General features: G+C 57.0%; 12 protein-coding genes and 1 pseudogene. 1 reads left to right on the top strand and 12 read right to left on the bottom strand.

From position 1 onward, the window contains the following. Positions 1 to 3: 3 nt before the first annotated feature. The 7 genes from ACEE09_RS08660 to ACEE09_RS08630 form a co-directional block, all read right to left on the bottom strand. Complete coding sequence (locus tag ACEE09_RS08660) at positions 4 to 225, bottom strand: hypothetical protein (RefSeq protein ID WP_449083882.1); 222 nt, start codon at positions 223 to 225, stop codon at positions 4 to 6. A gap of 139 nt (positions 226 to 364) precedes the next feature. Next, positions 365 to 1648, bottom strand: a complete 1284-nt coding sequence (locus ACEE09_RS08655; RefSeq protein WP_449083880.1) for a glutamate-5-semialdehyde dehydrogenase — start codon at positions 1646 to 1648, stop codon at positions 365 to 367. A gap of 78 nt (positions 1649 to 1726) precedes the next feature. Continuing rightward, positions 1727 to 2917, bottom strand: coding sequence for a glutamate 5-kinase (gene proB, locus ACEE09_RS08650; RefSeq protein ID WP_449083878.1), 1191 nt, complete (start codon positions 2915 to 2917; stop codon positions 1727 to 1729). Next, positions 2918 to 4513, bottom strand: coding sequence for a GTPase ObgE (gene obgE, locus ACEE09_RS08645; RefSeq protein ID WP_449083876.1), 1596 nt, complete (start codon positions 4511 to 4513; stop codon positions 2918 to 2920). It lies immediately after the preceding gene. A 176-nt stretch (positions 4514 to 4689) separates the two neighbouring features. Continuing rightward, on the bottom strand, positions 4690 to 4947 hold the full coding sequence (gene rpmA, locus ACEE09_RS08640) for a 50S ribosomal protein L27 (protein WP_135013898.1): 258 nt from the start codon (positions 4945 to 4947) through the stop codon (positions 4690 to 4692). A 53-nt stretch (positions 4948 to 5000) separates the two neighbouring features. Then, entirely contained in the window at positions 5001 to 5312 is a 312-nt protein-coding gene (gene rplU, locus ACEE09_RS08635; RefSeq protein ID WP_449083874.1) for a 50S ribosomal protein L21, read from the bottom strand. A gap of 327 nt (positions 5313 to 5639) precedes the next feature. Continuing rightward, positions 5640 to 8810 (bottom strand): Rne/Rng family ribonuclease, encoded by a 3171-nt coding sequence (locus tag ACEE09_RS08630; RefSeq protein ID WP_449083872.1) that lies wholly within the window; start codon positions 8808 to 8810, stop codon positions 5640 to 5642. Positions 8811 to 9338: 528 nt separating this feature from the next. On the opposite strand from ACEE09_RS08630, the gene ACEE09_RS08625 reads away from it, so the two are divergent. Further along, entirely contained in the window at positions 9339 to 9965 is a 627-nt protein-coding gene (locus ACEE09_RS08625; RefSeq protein WP_449083871.1) for a vitamin K epoxide reductase family protein, read from the top strand. 76 nt (positions 9966 to 10041) lie between these two features. Here the strand turns inward: ACEE09_RS08625 and ACEE09_RS08620 are convergent. From ACEE09_RS08620 to ACEE09_RS08600, 5 genes and pseudogenes are all read right to left on the bottom strand, one after another. Then, positions 10042 to 10373: pseudogene (locus tag ACEE09_RS08620) on the bottom strand (nucleoside-diphosphate kinase); the annotation flags it as partial. Beyond that, entirely contained in the window at positions 10374 to 10811 is a 438-nt protein-coding gene (locus tag ACEE09_RS08615) for a DUF4233 domain-containing protein (protein WP_449083937.1), read from the bottom strand. It lies immediately after the preceding pseudogene. 9 nt (positions 10812 to 10820) lie between these two features. Beyond that, positions 10821 to 12245 (bottom strand): bifunctional folylpolyglutamate synthase/dihydrofolate synthase, encoded by a 1425-nt coding sequence (locus tag ACEE09_RS08610; protein ID WP_449083869.1) that lies wholly within the window; start codon positions 12243 to 12245, stop codon positions 10821 to 10823. Continuing rightward, positions 12246 to 15548: an isoleucine--tRNA ligase gene (ileS, locus tag ACEE09_RS08605; RefSeq protein WP_449083867.1), complete on the bottom strand. Its 3303-nt coding sequence runs from the start codon at positions 15546 to 15548 to the stop codon at positions 12246 to 12248. A gap of 849 nt (positions 15549 to 16397) precedes the next feature. Continuing rightward, positions 16398 to 16922, bottom strand: coding sequence for an endonuclease domain-containing protein (locus ACEE09_RS08600; protein WP_449083865.1), 525 nt, complete (start codon positions 16920 to 16922; stop codon positions 16398 to 16400). Between the last annotated feature and the right edge of the window lie 146 nt (positions 16923 to 17068).

Here is a 17068-nt window from a genome sequence, read left to right as displayed (position 1 = left end):
AATTTAGTGCTTGTGCTTGCGCTGATAATCGCGCAGAGCCTCAGTTTCCTCGTGAGAGAGGTGGTCAGCTGCATGATCTGGGCGTACCACGCCACGGCCTGAAAAAGAGATGGTAATCAGCAAAAGCAGGCCAAAGATAATGAAACCGATAATGGCGAACCAGTAGGTGGGCATGCCCAGCAGTTCAAGCTGATGGCTACCTTCTTCTGAGGCAAGAACAAACATGTGTGTACCTTTCAAGACCGGGCGGTGTGTAACCGCACCAGGAGGGGCAAAGGGGGGGCTGGTGTCTTAGCTACCATGCTACCGGGTGGTAGCTCTTAGAGCAGAGCTTTACCCGGTAGCAGGCCCCATATTTCTGGTATTAGTCGCGGCTGTGCCAGTCCCCGCGCACAATCCACTTCGTAGTGGTGAGCTGCTCTAACCCCATGGGGCCACGGGCGTGCAACTTCTGGGTTGAAATACCCACCTCAGCACCCAAACCGAACTGGCCGCCGTCCGTAAAACGGGTAGAAGCATTCACATACACCGCCGCTGAATCAATATCGCGAATGAACTTCTCCGCATGACCAATATCGTTGGTCAATATCGCCTCAGAGTGGCCGGTGGAGAACTCACGGATATGGGCAATAGCTGCCCGAATATCTGGCACAGTCTTCACAGCCAAATCCAAGGAGCCATACTCAGTAGCCCAGTCATCGTCGGTTGCATCTACCGCATCTACACCCTCAGGCAAAATTCCGCGAGTAGCCTCATCCACGTGCAAGGTCACCCCGGCCTCTGCCAGCGCCGCAAGGACGACTGGGGCAGCTTCTGCGCCCTCAGCCAGCAAGAGAGTTTCCACCGTGTTGCAAGTACCCGGCCGCTGAGTCTTAGCATTCACCAAAATATCAGCAGACTTCTCAGGGTCAGCAGACCTATCAAGGAAAATATGGCAGTTACCCTCACCAGTCTCAATCACCGGCACCTTAGCGTTCTGCACCACCGACTGAATCAGGCTATGACCACCGCGAGGAATCAGCACATCAATGTGACCACGAGCCAGCATCAAGGCGGCAGCACCCTCACGACCAAACTCGTCGACCGACTGCACCGAATCAATCGGCAACCCAGTAGCGTGCAGAGCATCGCGAATAATACGCACAATCACCTGGTTACTCTTAGCAGCAGCCGAACCACCACGCAGCATCACAGCACTACCGGCCTTAATAGCCAAACCAGCAATATCAACCGTCACATTCGGGCGGGCCTCATAGATCGCACCAACCACACCCAAAGGTACTCGAACCTGCTGCAAACGCAGACCATTAGGCAAGGTAGAACCGCGCACCAGCTCCCCCACCGGGTCAGGTAGAGCAACCAGCTCACGCAAGGCCTCGGCAAGTTCATCTACTCGCCGCTCGGTCAAACGCAGACGATCCAGCATAGCCTCGCTCATACCGGCAGCTCGCTCACGCTCAAGATCCTGAGCATTCTGCTCAATAATCACAGCCGCATGCTGAACCAAAGAATCAGCAACAGCCAGCAGCGCCCGGTTCTTCCACCGAGTATCAGCCTTCGCCAGACGGCGGGAAGCAATACGAGCATCAACCGCCATGTCGGTTATCTGCTGCATCACATCATCATTCACCTGTAACTGTTCACTCATGAGCTTCTCCTTTACATAAGAGTCAAATAAGGTTGAAACAATCCTACCGGCCACCCTCCATGACGGCCCGATTATTACTTACAGAGGCGGGCTGACCAGGGCAATATTATCGGCATGAGCCACCGTGCCGTCATAGGTCTCCCCCATCGCTTTTTGAATCTGCTCAGTATGCAAACCCACCATCTGGGCAGTCTCACCAGCAGTATAAGAACTCAAAGCGTGGGCCAGCACCTGGCCAGACTCATCAACAATCGCCACCGGGCTACCACCCTCAAAGGACCCCTGAACACCCAGCACACCAGCAGCCAGCAAGGAACGACGCCGACGCAAAGCAGCAGCAGCACCAGCATCAACCACAATCGCGCCCTCAATATCAGCCAGATGCTCCAACCAGAGAGTCTGCACCGGGCGGCGCTCGCCGGTGGCATAAAACCAGGTGCCTACGTCCGCCCCAGCAAAAGCTGCACGAGCATTCGTTGCGCTCGTAACCAGCGCCGGGATACCGGAGGCCGCCGCCACCTGGGCAGCCTTAACCTTAGTGGCCATACCACCAGAGCCAACACCGGCAGCGCCGACCGAGCCGATCGACAAACCTGCCAAATCAGTAGCATCACGCACACTACTGACCCGCTCCCCGCCCAGGTCGGGGTGACAGGTGTAGAGAGCATCAACGTCCGACAACAAAAGCAAAGCATCCGCTTTGACAGTGTGGGCCACCAAAGCCGCAATACGGTCATTATCGCCAAAACGAATCTCACGGGTTGCTACCGCATCGTTCTCATTGATAATAGGCATAACACCCAAGTCCAGCAGACGCTCAAGCTGACGGTGGGCATTCTGGTAGCGATCACGAGCCATCAAATCCTCAGCCGTGAGCAAGACCTGGGAGACAGTGACCCCATAACGGCTAAAAATATCGGTGTAGCGGCTCATCAACAAGGACTGACCAACGGACGCTGCTGCCTGCTGGGTTGCCAAATCCTTAGGGCGGCGCGACAGACCCAAAGGGGCCAAGCCAGCAGCAATAGCACCAGAAGAAACAAAGACCAACTCAATGGAGGGGTGCTCTTTCTTCTTCTTAGCCAGCACATCAGAGATGGTGGCAATAGCTAATTCATCTAAGGAGTTCTCAATAGAAGTCAGGGACGAAGAACCAACCTTAACGACGATACGTTTAGCCCGGGGCATATCGGAACGCTCAACGATAGGGCTGCGGCGGTGCTTACCGCGTGATTCGGCGCTGGCCTGAAAGGCGCCCTTCAGATCCAATTATTCTTCTCCTTTAGCACGCTTCTGAGTCTTAGCCGCCTTAGCCTTGGCCTGACGGGCCTCATCAACAGATTCAGTCCAGATACCGGCCACACGCTCAGCTTCAAGCTCAGCACGAGCCTCAGCCTTGGCGTCCATACGCTCATGGAACTCAGCCTTACGCTGGGCACGAGTGGGGCGAATGAGCTCCTCCAGGCGGGCATCGGTACCGCGAGGAGAAGACAGCAGCTCAGCACCACCAACCATAGTGGGCTCCCAGTCAAAGACCACAGCATCTGCTTCTTCACCAATCACCACAGCGTCCCCCGCGACAGCACCAGCCTTGAAGAGCTCATCTTCAACGCCCAGCCGGTTAAGGCGGTCAGCCAGGTAACCAACAGCTTCATCATTATTAAAGTCGGTCTGCTTAATCCAGCGTTCAGGCTTCTCACCAATGACGCGGAAGAGCGGCTCAAGGTTGCGTTCTTCCTTACGGATAATGAATTCCTGGCGCTTCTTGGAGCGGAAGCCCTTAGGCTTGACCACGGTAGTATCTTCAGCCGGGGCGTCCTTGCTCTTCTTGCGGGCCTTACGGTCTGCCTCTACCAGCTCTGCCATGGCAAAGGTTAGCTGCTTGAGACCCTCATGGGAGGCGGTTGAGATCTCAAAAACCCGGTAGCCGCGCTCTTCAAACATGGGGCGCACAAACTCAGCCAGTTCTCGGGCTTCAGGCACATCAATCTTGTTGAGCACAATAATCTGGGGGCGCTCGTTCAGGGGAACGGTGACGCCTGCGGTGGGGTCAACCTCGTAGTTTTCAAGTTCGCCGCGAATAACATCGAAGTCGCTGATGGGGTCGCGGTTCGGTTCCAAGGTCGCACAGTCAATCACATGAACCAGGGCACTAGAACGCTCCACGTGACGCAAGAAGCGGTGGCCCAGACCCTTGCCATCAGAGGCACCTTCAATCAGACCGGGCACGTCTGCAACGGTGTAGCGGATATCGCCAGCCTGCACCACACCCAAGTTAGGGATCAAGGTGGTAAAGGGGTAGTCAGCAATCTTGGGGCGGGCTGCTGAGATAGCTGCAATCAGGGAAGACTTACCGGCTGAAGGGTAGCCCACCAGGGCGATATCTGCGATGGACTTGAGTTCTAGGACAATATCGCGGGTGGAACCGGGAATACCTAGCAAAGCAAAACCCGGTGCCTTACGTTTAGTGGAGGCCAGGGCAGCGTTGCCCTTACCGCCGATGCCGCCTTCAGCTGCAAGGAATTCATCACCGATACGCACCAAATCAGCTAGCACGTTACCATCACGGTCTTTAACCACGGTGCCTTGAGGGACAGGCAGAATCAGGTCTTGACCGTTAAAGCCGTGGGACATGTCCCCTCGGCCGATATCGCCGTTAGGGGCGCTCTGGTGGGGGCTGTGGTGGTATTCCAGCAAGGTGGTAGTCTGAGGGTCAACGCGCAAAATGACGTCACCGCCCTTACCGCCGTTACCGCCGTTGGGGCCACCCAGGGGCTTAAATTTCTCACGACGAACAGAGACACAGCCGTGCCCACCGTGCCCACCAGTTACGTGTAGGACCACGCGATCTACAAATTCTGCCACGAGTGCAAGCTCCTTCAAGCTAAAGGTTTGGTTTGATTATCTAGTCTACAGGGTCGCCCCGTCACCAGCCTGTGGCCAGGTGCCCCGTAGACGGCTTATGATCAGTATGGTGCGCAAAAGGGCGACTACGAGTTGCCCCGTAATCGCCCTTCTAACTGATGTGAGGTGATAAAACCTTACTCAGCGGCTGCAAGGATGTTAACAACCTTGCGGCCCTTGCGGGTACCGAATTCGACCTTACCTGCTGCCAGAGCGAACAGGGTGTCGTCGCCACCGCGGCCTACGTTGTTGCCGGGGTGGAAGTGGGTGCCGCGCTGACGAACGAGGATTTCGCCTGCGTTGACGGTCTCGCCGCCGTAGCGCTTAACACCGAGGTACTGGGGGTTTGAGTCACGGCCGTTGCGGGTGGAGCTTGCGCCCTTCTTATGTGCCATTGATGCCTACCTTAGGTCAAAGAGTGTTGGGATAAAACCAGTTTACGCTGAATTTACGCGTTGATCGCAGTGATCTTAACGGTGGTCAGTTCGGCGCGGAAGCCCTGACGCTTCTTGTAACCGGTCTTGTTCTTGTACTTCTGAATAACGATTTTGGGACCGCGAAGGTCTTCAATCTTTTCTGCGGTGACCTTGGCTGAAGCCAGGGACTGTGCATCAACGGTGACCTTGTCGCCGTCAACTAGCATCAGCACGGGCAGCTCAATGGTGCTACCGGGCTCGCCAGCGACGCGGTCAAGGGTAACCAGGTCTCCAACTGAGACCTTTTCCTGGCGGCCGCCAGCGCGGACAATTGCGTATGCCACTTGGGAACTCACTTCTTCTTGACGTCATTTTAATGATTCAGAACAACTCCCCTGCAAGGAACTGGGGCGCAACAGCAAGGTGGTGGCCCTGTTTGCCCAGGGGTACCGGGCGACTTCAGGATCTATCGTTCTGAGGTGGTTTGGCCTTACCCCATATGGAATATGCCTAGCTGAGTCCACGCTAACGCTTGCTTGTGGAAACAACACCGACTCACCAGTTTACGTGGTGAGTCGGTACTGGGCAAGATATGTGGTGAACCCCTCAGAAGGCATGGCAGAGCTTGCGCTCGCTGCGAGCTTGCCATACCTCCTGATAGGTTCTTTCCCTTATTTACCTGCCCGCTTGATATCTGCAGCCGAAACACCAACACCAAGCATGACGGGGGCGTCACCCTGGGAAGCTACGGGCTTTTTAGCCTGGTCGATGCTGGCAAGAACAGAGCTACCGGTTGCCGCGGCAAGCTCCTGAGTACGAACCTCAGTTGAGCCAGCACCTGAGCTCACCGCGCGGCGGGCACGACGCTTCTTACGGGGTGCCTCGCCAGGAGCGGCTACAGGTGCGGACGCCTCAGCGGGGGTTTCACTGGGAGCCTCAACCTTCTTGCCCGGTGTAGCAACACCGGTAACAGCCGGATCAGCTACAACCTCAATAGGAGCCACATACTTAACGTCGGAGCTAGAAGCACGGCGGGGCTTGCGGTTGCGCCCCTTAGCGGTCTCGTCCTGGCTACGGGCTCCACGGCGATCGGTGCGGTCGGCACGGTCGTTGCGGTCTGCGCGGTCGTTGCGGTCTGCACGGCCTGCTTGGTCGTAACGGCCAGAACGCTCACCGGCAGTAGCTTCTTCCCCATCACGAGGCTCATAGTCACGCCCAGCCTTCTGCGAAGCACGGGCACGAGCCTCAGCTGCACGAATAGCATCCAAACGAGCCGAATTCTGGGTGAAACGAGAATCAACCTCAGGGTCAACATCCAAAGAGGCATCAGAGTTAGCTGAGAAATCATCTGCAGAGATTTCTTCGCGCTTCTTACCGCCACGGCGCTTGGACTGGTTGCGCGAACGTCCGCGCTGACCAGAGCGATCCTCGCTCTCAGCACCATCTTCAGCGTCAAAGACAGCAGCCAGAGACTCAAGAGTGAAAGAGCCCTGCTCCCCCATTCTCTCTTCAGGCTCAGGCTCTACACCGGTGGGAAGCTCAATGACCTCGTCCCCAATAGTGAGCACCTGCTCACCGTGGCCCTCCTGGGTGCGCTGATTCTCCAGCTCCTGCCCAGACTCAGCCCGGCGATTACGCTTGCGGCGCTTACGCTTACGGGCAGACTTCGACTCAGCCTCGCCCTGCTCATCCTCAGTGTGGGAACTAGCTGCAACAATATTAGCTAGGGCAGCCTTGCGAGCCTCAGTCTTCTGCTCGTTCTCTTCATCAACCTCAGCGAAGTCACGGCGGTTCTGAGCCTTCTGGTTGCGGTAGCGCTTACGGTCATCACGCTCAGCGCGGTGAATGAAATCGCTAGCACCCCCGGTGCGGCCCTTCAAGGGCTGATCGTGTACTAGAATACCGCGGCCAGCGCAGGCCTCACAGGGTTCTGAGAAGACTTCCAGCAGGCCAGTACCCATCCGCTTACGGGTCATCTGCACCAAACCTAGTGAGGTCACCTCAGCAACCTGGTGCTTAGTACGGTCGCGCCCCAGACACTCCACCAGACGGCGAAGAACCAGGTCACGGTTAGATTCGAGCACCATGTCAATGAAGTCAATCACCACGATGCCGCCAATATCGCGCAGGCGCAGCTGGCGCACAATTTCCTCGGCCGCTTCCAGGTTATTCTTGGTTACGGTTTCTTCCAGGTTACCGCCAGAGCCAGTGAACTTACCGGTGTTCACATCCACCACAGTCATAGCCTCAGTACGGTCAATCACCAAGGAACCACCAGAAGGCAGGTAGACCTTGCGGTCCAGGGCCTTAGCCAGTTGTTCTTCGATACGGTAGTGGTCAAAGAGGTCATCGTCCTCCTCCCACTTTTTGAGGCGGTTCAGCAGATCAGGGGCAACATAGGTAACGTAAGCTTCGATGGCGTCCCAGGCATCTGAGCCTTGAACCATCATCGAGGTGAAATCTTCATTGAAGACATCGCGCACGGTCTTAATGGTCAGGTCAGGCTCCTGGTAGAGCAGCTCAGGGGCCAGCACCTTACGGGACTCACTCTTAGCCTGAATTTCTTCCCACTGCACCCGCAGGCGGTTGATGTCATTGCTCAGCTCTTCTTCGCTGGCACCTTCAGCGGCGGTACGGACAATCACACCGGCGTCCTCAGGCAGACGATCCTTGAGAATCTTCTTCAGACGCTGACGCTCAACATCGGGCAGCTTACGAGAGATACCGGTCATGGAGCCACCGGGCACATAGACCAGGTAGCGGCCCGGAAGGGAAACCTGGCTGGTGAGGCGAGCGCCCTTGTGCCCTACGGGGTCTTTGGTGACCTGCACGAGTACTGAATCGCCTGCTTTGAGGGCGTTTTCGATTTTGCGGGGGGCACCGTCAAGACCGGTGACATCCCAGTTGACTTCACCAGCGTAGAGTACGGCGTTGCGGCCTCGGCCGATGTCAACGAAGGCAGCTTCCATGGAGGGTAGTACGTTTTGTACCTTGCCTAGGTAGACGTTGCCGATGAGGGAGTCTTGCTGGGTTTTGGAGACAAAGTGCTCTGCTAGGATCCCGTCTTCAAGTACGCCGATTTGGATGCGGTCGTCCTTTTGGCGAACTAGCATCTGGCGGTCCACTGATTCGCGGCGGGCAAGGAATTCTGCTTCGGTGATGACCTGGCGGCGGCGGCCGGTGGCGCGTGTTTCGCGGCGGCGTAGGCGCTTGGCTTCTAGGCGGGTTGATCCGCGGACGCCGGTGACCCGGTTAGTGCTGTGTGAGTCAGATAGGCGCGGGGCGCGAACCTTCACGATGGTGTCTTCGGGGTCGCCGTCGGTGCCGCCTTCAAATTCTAGGTCGGCGTCCCCGCGGCGGCGGCGACGGCGGCGGTGGGAGGTGACTTCGGGGTCAAGATCAGCTAGGCGGCGTTCGCGTCGTTCTGCTTCTTCGGCTTGGCGGCGGGCTTCTTTTTCAGCCCGTAGCTGCTCCATGATTTCGTCCATGTTGGGCGAGTAGAAGAGCATGTTGTTAGAGCTTACGGCTGCATTGACCTGGGCGAGTTCTTCTTCCTTGATTTCGCGCAGGCTCTTCTGGGGCGTGGGAGACTCTTGAGTATTTTCTGTGGTGGTTTGCTCGGTCTGGTCTACAGCTGTCTCGGTTTCTTCTGCGGTAGCCTCAGTTTCTGTGTCGACTGTCTGTGTGTCGGCGGCCTCCGTGGCCTCTTCCTTATCGGGACTCTTGGCCGGGGCTTCTTCCGCCTCAGTGTTTGCTTCGGTAACCGGCTGTGTGGCTGCGGTTGCTTCTGCAGCCTGGGTTTCTTCGAGGTTTTCTGTTACCTCGGGCTGTTCGCTGCTCATCAGCGATCACTCTCCTTGTATTCGTATGCCCCTGCCGCACCAACGGTCTTGCCTGCAGTCGGTGGTCCCTACCTCTTGAGGGTGGTCCGCCGAAATCCTTGTTTACCCGGCAGAGCCATAGCTCCTTGGCGTGCTCGACAGGTCAAGGCTTCTGTGCGCCATGTCGAGGGGTGCCGGGCCAGCGGCAACAACCCGAGTCAGCGCTAGGGCTGAATGGTGTGGGGCCTGTCGGTAAGGACGCTTGCCGGTAGGCAGTACGTCACCGGCCGTCTCGGGGTGCCTGCTGGGTAGTGTCACCGCGTGCGGGCGGCACACTACCACACTCATTCTCTCACACCCTGGCTATTTTCACCCCATCAAAATCCAACTGGCCCCCTACCCTACTGGCCGCAGTCTGTGGCCTGGCCCCATGCGTCCTTACCTGGGAACTTAGTAAAGAACACTTCCTTGTGGTCTGTACAAGAGGGCTGGTGTGGGCTCTGACCCGTACTATGGAAAGGAAAGATTTATACAGTCAAAGGATTCACCGTGTCTATCCCCGTGAACACCCCCCATACTGATAGTGATATCAGCCAGGCCCAGCGTGATCGCCGGTTCGGCTGGTTCACCCTCATTCCCGGCCTACTAGCCTTCGTCTCTGGGGCTATCTTGGTCTATGAGCGCCTGCAAATTTATATGGACGGCGCCCACAAGTCAGTGTGCGACATTAACGCCCTGCTCAACTGCGGCACCGTCATGCGCACCTGGCAGGCTGAGGCTTTCGGCTTCCCTAACCCCTTTATCGGTATCGCAGGTTATGCTATCGTCCTCACTATCTCCACTGCCCTCATCGCTGGGGCATCATTTGCCCGCTGGTACTGGGTGGCCATGCAGGTGGGCCACACCCTGGCCATGGCCTTTGTGCTCTGGCTCTGGTACAACACCACCTTTGATATCAACGCTCTTTGCCTCTTTTGCATGATTGTGTGGGTGATGCAGACTATCATCTTCGTGAAGGTCACGACCCGCAATATCCATGCCGGGGTTATACCTGCTTCTGAGAGTATCCGCCAGGCTGCCCCTAACTGGACTTGGTTCTCTATCATCTTGGTCTGCATCTTAGTCTTCGGTATTATTTTCATCCGCTTCTTCGATGTGATCATGGGAATGTTCTAAGCCCTTCCTCAACACCAAAAGGCCGGGGCCCCTATAGTGGGGGCCCCGGCCTTTTACATGCTCAGGTGACTGGCAGCTAGGAGCCAAACCAGAGCGCAATTTCCCTTTCTGCAGACTGTGCTGAGTCCGAACCGTGCACTAGGTTCCTCTGCGCTCCCTCCCCCAGCTCCGGCCAAAGTCCCCGCGGATAGTACCAGGGGCGGCCGTAGTGGGGTTAGACGAACCCATCAGGTTCCGAGCACCTTCCACCACTCTCTCGCCCTCTAGCACCAGCGCCACCAGAGGCTCAGAGCCCATATAAGATACCAGCGGCTCAAAGAAAGACTTACCCCTATGCTCAACATAGTGCTCTTCTAAAAGCTGGTAAGAAGGCACCAGCATTTTCAGTTCAACAATCCGGTAGCCTTTTTAGGCAGGGTTAGCTTTCTCCCATTCCTCCTGCTCTTTGGCGCGCACAGCGTTCTCAGCATCTAGCCGGGCACCGCGCGTCACCGCATACCAGTAGGCCACAGCAAAAGCCGCACCCACAAAGAACATAGATGGTAGGGCAAAACCCACAAGGATCAGGGCCCCTTGCAGGGCGTACCCCAGGTGGTAACCCCACGGCTTCTTCAAGAAGGCCGGGGCCACCACCAGGGCTGCTGCCAGGGCTAAACCAAGGGCCCAAATGACGACCTTGACCCAGGTGGGGGCACCAAAATGGTGACCGAAAATGGCCAAGGTCGCAAAGAAAGCAACCAGGGACTCAAGCGAAAGCACCATGGAGGTAAACATGACCTTGATAGAGCGCAGCTTCTTAGGCTGGCCCGGGCGCCATTCACGCTGGGCGCGCGTCATTCTCACCATCATCTTCCCCTAGAGCCCCAGCAGGGTGCTAGCTTCGCCCACCACGGTAATAGAACCAGTCACCAGTACAGCAGAGTTCAAGTTAGGCACATCAGCTGCTGCCGTCACCGCTGCCGAGAGAGCATCAGGGATATTCTCATAGGTCTCGATAGCATCTTCATCAAAACCAGCATCAAGAGCCAGCTGGGCTAGCTCTTCAGGGGCAATAGCACGCGGGGAATCTGACCTGGTCAGATGCAACACAGTGCGCCAATCAGCCCGGTCAACATACTCATCAAAGAGCACATTCAGCATGGACTGGGCATCCTTTTCACCCAAAACACCCACCAGCAGATGCAACTCCTCAAAGCTGAAAGACTCCTTGAAGGCAGCAGCAGAAGCAGCCACCCCGTGAGAGTTATGGGCAGCATCCAGCACCACCAGAGGCTCCCTACGAGCCACCTCAAGACGACCCGGCGAGCGCACCTCACCAAAGGCCAACTTCACCAAATCAGGGTTCAGCTCTTTTTCTCCCCCACCCAAGAAAGCCTCAACTGCCGCCAGGGCAAGGGCGGCGTTCTGGGCCTGATGGGCCCCGAAAAGGGGCAGGGCTATCTCTTCATACCGGCCAGCTAAACCCTGGATGGTCAGTAGCTGCCCGCCCACACCAGCGGTACGCTCCACGGTGCCGAACTCTACACCTTCAAAACGGTAGTCGGCCTTGTGGGATCGGGCAGCTTCCAGGAGCACCTGGGCGGCAGAAGGGTCTTGGGCGGCAGAGACCAAAAAGCCGCCGTCCTTAATAATTCCTGCCTTCTCCCCGGCAATCTCAGCCAGGGTCTGCCCCAGCATGTCGGTGTGGTCCAGGCCGATGGGAGTAACCACAGATACGGTAGCCTCAGCAACGTTAGTGGCGTCCCAGCAGCCCCCGATACCGACCTCAAGCACCATGACGTCCACCGGTTCGTCCGCAAAAATAGCGAAAGCCAGAATGGTCAGGGCTTCAAAGTAGGTGATGCGGGGCGCGCCAGCTGCCTCAAGTTCAGCGTCCACCATCTGCAGGTAGGGCTGAATCTCATCCCAGATACGCACGAAAGTGGAATCTGCCACCGGTTCCCCATCGATAGAGATCCGCTCGGTGACCTTAGAAATATGGGGGCTGGTGTAGCGGCCCACCCGGATATCGTGGGCCATGAGCAGGCGCTCGACCATGCGGGCGGTTGAGGTTTTACCGTTGGTTCCGGTGATGTGAATGACCGGGGCTGCCTTATGCGGTTCACCCAGAATTTCTACGGCACGGTCCATAGCGTCCAGGCGGGGGGCCATCTTGTGCTCAGGGGCACGAGCCAGCAGGTCCGCATACACCGAGGCCAGGCCGGGGGCGTCATCAGCACGCGCGCCCTCGGCAGCGATCTCGGCAAATACGGGGTCAAGCTCCATTTTGTCCTTGGTCATTTAGGCCTTCTTCACAGTCGCTGAGAATTCAGCGCCTTCCAGGTAGTTCACTGACACAGCCAGGGTCTCACCAGCTACCAGTTCCTCATGCTTCTTAAGAGCCTCAAGGTCAGCAGCAGGGGCGGTGATGGTTAGCTCGATACGGTCTGAGACGTTCAGGCCAGCGTCCTTACGTTCAGACTGGATGGCGCGGACGGCATCGCGGGCAGTACCCTCAGCCCGCAGCTCATCGGTCAAAGTGGTGTCAAGGACCAAGAAGCCACCACCGGGCAGAACAGAGACAGCCCGCTCAGCAGCACCATCAGTTTCTGCTACCACGGTTTCTAGCTCGTACTCACCAGGCTCCAGGGCCATATTGTCAGGGCCAACCACCACGGTGCCGTCCTCGGTGACCTTCCAGTCCCCGCTCTTAGAGGCCTTGATAGCGACCTGAACCTGCTTGCCCAGGCGGGGGCCAGCGGCGCGGGCATTGACCTTAAGCTGCTGGGAGATACCAAAGTCAGCAGGAGCCACCTGGGCAGCATCCAAGAGTTCTACCGCCTTGATGTTGAGCTCATCAGCAATGATGGACTCAAAAGTGCCAGCTAAATCCTTACCGCCGGCAACGGCCACAGTCAGGGCTGCTAGAGGCTGGCGCACACGCAACTTGTGGGCCTTACGCAGGGCAGAACCAGCGGACGCCACAGTGCGGGTAGTCTCCATGAGGGCAAGTAGTTCTGCCTCATCCTTGAAGTCTTCCGGTGAGGGCAGATCAGTCAGGTGCACCGAACGCTCCCCGGTCAGGCCGCGGTAGATTTCTTCGGTGGTCAGCGGCAGCAAAGGTGCAGCTACCTTCACGAAGGTGACCAGGGCGGTGTAGAGCACGTCGAAAGCGGCGGGATCTTCATTGAAGAAGCGCTCGCGGGAGCGGCGCACGTACCAGTTGGTCAGGGCATCAGTGTAGGTGCGCAGGGCCTCACAGGCTGCTGAGATGTCGTAGGAGTCCATGGCCTCGGTGACTTCAGCAACTAGCTGGCGGGTCTTGCCCAAGATGAAGCGGTCCATGACATGCTGCCCCTCGGTGACCAGCTTAGCCTCGTAGCCTGCGCCATTGTTAGCGGCGTTAGTGTAAAGGGCAAAGAAGTGGTAGACGTTCCACAGGGGCAGCATGACTTGGCGTACACCCTCACGGATACCCTGCTCGGTGACAATCAGGTTGCCGCCGCGCAGGATCGGGGATGACATGAGGAACCAGCGCATGGCGTCCGAACCATCGCGGTCCAGAACCTCAGAGACATCCGGGTAGTTACGCAGGGACTTAGACATCTTCTGACCATCCGAGCCCAGAACGATACCGTGGGCGATCACGTTCTCAAAGGCGGTGCGGTCAAAGAGGGCAGTTGCCAGGATGTGCATGGTGTAGAACCAGCCGCGGGTCTGGCCGATGTACTCCACAATGAAATCTGCCGGGTAGTGGGCCTCGAACCACTCCTTGTTTTCAAAGGGGTAGTGGAACTGGGCGAAGGGCATAGAACCGGAGTCGAACCAGACGTCCAGCACGTCTTCTACACGGCGCATGGTGGACTTGCCGGTGGGGTCATCGGGGTTGGGGCGGGTCAGCTCATCAATGTAGGGGCGGTGCAAATCAACGTCGCCGTCCTTATTCAGGGGCAGGCGGCCAAAGTCAGCTTCCAGCTCAGCCAGGGAGCCGTAGACGTCGGTGCGAGGGTAGTTAGGGTCATCAGAAACCCAGACCGGGATGGGAGAACCCCAGAAGCGGTTACGGGAGATGGACCAGTCGCGGGCATTTTCAACCCACTTACCGAACTGGCCCTGCTTGACGTTCTCAGGGATCCAGTTAATGTTCTCATTCAGCTCGCTCATGCGGGCCTTGAAGTCAGTAACGCGCACATACCAGGAGGTGATAGCACGGTAGACCAAAGGGGTGCGGCAGCGCCAGCAGTGGGGGTAAGAGTGCACATAGGATTTCTCGCGAATCAACACACCCTCAGCCTTGAGGGTATTGATGATGGTGCGGTTAGCATCAAAAATCTGCACGCCAGCAACATCAGCCAAGGGAGCACCCTCAGCTAGAGAAGCGTCAGCGAAAAGGTCCAGGAACTTAGCGCCCTCGTCGATAGAAAGAATGACGGGAATACCGTAGCTCTCACAGACCTTCTGGTCATCCTCACCATAGGCAGGTGCCTGGTGGACCAGACCGGTACCATCGGTGGTGGTCACATAATCAGCAACCAGAATCTGCCAGGCTTTTTCAGTGCCGAACTTTTCGGTGTCAGTGAAGTAATCCCACAGGGGTGCATAGCGCACGCCCTCCAGCTGAGCGCCGGTGTAAGTGGCGGTCACAGCCTCACGGGCAGCGTCCACGGGATTTTCAGCATCCCCGTAGCCAAGGTCCTTAGCGTACTCCCCCAGCAGGTCGGCAGCTAAGAGGAAACGACGCCCCTCCAACACACCAGCACCGGGAACCACAACATAGCTGATCTCAGGGCCAACAGCCAGGGCCTGGTTGGTGGGCAGGGTCCAGGGGGTAGTGGTCCAGGCGATAGCCTCAACCCCGGCCAAGGCCTCTGCAACGGTCTTATCAGTAGCCAGGGAGGTATCACCAGTGATACGGAAGGCCACGGTCACGGAGGGGTCTTGACGGTCCTTGTAGACGTCATCGTCCATACGCAGCTCGTGGTTAGATAGGGGGGTTTCGTCCTTCCAGCAGTAAGGCAGCACGCGGAAACCCTCATAGGTCAGGCCCTTATCGTACAGCTGCTTGAAAGCCCAAATCACAGACTCCATGTACTCTACGTTCAGAGTCTTGTAGTCGTTCTCAAAGTCCACCCAGCGGGCCTGGCGAGTAACGTACTCTTCCCATTCCTTGGTGTACTTGAGCACAGATTCGCGGGCAGCATCATTGAAGTTATCGATACCCATCTCGATAATCTGCTGCTTATCAGTCATACCCAACTGCTTCATCGCTTCAAGCTCAGCAGGCAGGCCGTGGGTATCCCAGCCAAAGCGGCGTTCAACCTTGTGGCCGCGCTGGGTCTGGTAGCGGGCTACCAGGTCCTTAACATAACCGGTCAGCAGGTGGCCGTAGTGGGGCAAGCCATTAGCAAAAGGAGGGCCATCATTGAAGACGAACTCGTTGGCGCCGTTCTCACCAGCCTCACGGTTATCGATGGAGGCTTGGAAGGTTCCATCATTCTTCCAGTAATCCAGCACTGCTTCTTCGAGTGCGGGGAAAGAGGGGGAAGGAGCTACAAAACTGGCTCCACTTGCGCTTGCCTTGGGATAAACAGGCTTCTTGGTCATGGTTGCACCCTTAGGTTCTTGTCTGCCTAGTACTTGGGGTGCAAGGACGCCTGCCCACCCCCGCCTGCTCGACGGGTGAGAAACCTGCGCGGTACCACCTTGCTTACCGGCTAGCGTGCCGGTCGCTTCATGACTGCTGTGACGGGCTTACCCGCCCGGTTCTACTAAGATTTTCATCTGTTCTTCCGGGGCGCTCGCCGGTGATTGCCGGGTCAGTACGCTGGTTGTGTTCCTATTCTAAGTGGATTTGAGGTCACTGTCGAACCTACTTCCTACCCTGCTTTCACTGAGCAAGATGGAGCTTTTAAAAGAACTGCGCTGGCACCCCAGCCTCGCATGAGCGGGGTGGACTACCAGCGCAGTGTCAGTAGGGTGATGAGCCACTACACAAGCTATTACGGGCTCACCCGTCCCATCTGCCGGTTACATCTATTCCGCGCACTCCCCTCGCCGCAACGAAATACGGGGGTGTGCAGGTACAACCAACACCAGGATTGCTCACCGGCCATCCACCGGGTCTGTGCAACTTTCTCTATTTTATGCCGGTTACCCACAGGTGTCTAACGGTTTATCAGGCAAACACAGCCCGCCAAAATCACATCCAAGAGAGAGTTACAAAGGTGTGAGACTACATATAGTGCCCAGCAACCACAACGACCCCTAGATAAGGGAATGCACAACCAGATAGATGTGAGCGATTGGGCACAAATTACAATTCTTACCCCTGGCTTACCCTAGTATTTTCCCCTCCCTGACCGCTGACGTCCGCGCCCCTTCTTCCAATGAGTGCCCATCAGAGTCTCGAAGCGCTTATGCCGCCAGTGGGCACTACGAGAGTCTGGTGGACATCTAGCGGTAGCGAGCACGGCAGAAGGCTCGCTCCACCTTAGTTTTAAGATCATGCGGACGCTGGGTAAGCTCGTCCCAGGTTACTCGAAGCACCTCCCACCCCTGCCCTCGCAGTAGAGCCTCGCGCTCATTTTGCCGCCCAAAGACGTCCTCACGCTGACCAAACTGGGTATATTTAATCTGCCCATCAAACTCAACAATGATATTGAAATCTGGCCAAGCAAAATCTGCTCTGAACTGCTGCCCGTAAACCCCAATCACATACTGCTCAACAGGTCGAGGCAACCCACACCTCATCAGAAAAAGCCGGAGTAAGCTCTCTCCCGGTGACTCGCTGAGAGGGCTTACAGTATCTGCGATAAGGCGAGCCTGCACAGAGCCACGACCAGACATTCCCCGCAAAGCACCTACCAGCTCTTGATACTCAATCTGCCGCAAAGAACTATCGGCAAGCACGAGCGCCTCTTCAAAATCCATCACTCGCATACAGTGGAGAACCGTATCTAGCGGAGCGGTCACAGCCACACCTAAACGCCTCTGGGTTTCATACCGCTTGTTTCTATGCCGAATAATCCGAGGCGTAGGGTTCCCATGGGGACTGTCAGATTAACGGTGTAAACCCACAACAAATCTAGCGACCAGCCACCTGCGGCAACCGATCACCAAAAACA

The sequence above is a fragment of the Rothia sp. 88186D007BW genome, assembly GCF_053544215.1.
The sequence above is the reverse complement of the archived record's forward strand: the minus strand, read 5'-3'. Positions and strand labels throughout refer to the sequence as shown.

Bases quoted from the DNA above. Each gene is read 5' to 3' on its own strand.
- ACEE09_RS08610 (WP_449083869.1), bottom strand. From the start codon at position 12,245: ATGACCAAGGACAAAATGGAGCTTGACCCCGTATTTGCCGAGATCGCT.
- ACEE09_RS08615 (WP_449083937.1), bottom strand. From the start codon at position 10,811: ATGGTGAGAATGACGCGCGCCCAGCGTGAATGGCGCCCGGGCCAGCCT.
- rpmA (WP_135013898.1), bottom strand. From the start codon at position 4,947: ATGGCACATAAGAAGGGCGCAAGCTCCACCCGCAACGGCCGTGACTCA.
- ileS (WP_449083867.1), bottom strand. From the start codon at position 15,548: ATGACCAAGAAGCCTGTTTATCCCAAGGCAAGCGCAAGTGGAGCCAGT.
- ACEE09_RS08655 (WP_449083880.1), bottom strand. From the start codon at position 1,648: ATGAGTGAACAGTTACAGGTGAATGATGATGTGATGCAGCAGATAACC.
- ACEE09_RS08630 (WP_449083872.1), bottom strand. From the start codon at position 8,810: ATGAGCAGCGAACAGCCCGAGGTAACAGAAAACCTCGAAGAAACCCAG.
- ACEE09_RS08660 (WP_449083882.1), bottom strand. From the start codon at position 225: ATGTTTGTTCTTGCCTCAGAAGAAGGTAGCCATCAGCTTGAACTGCTG.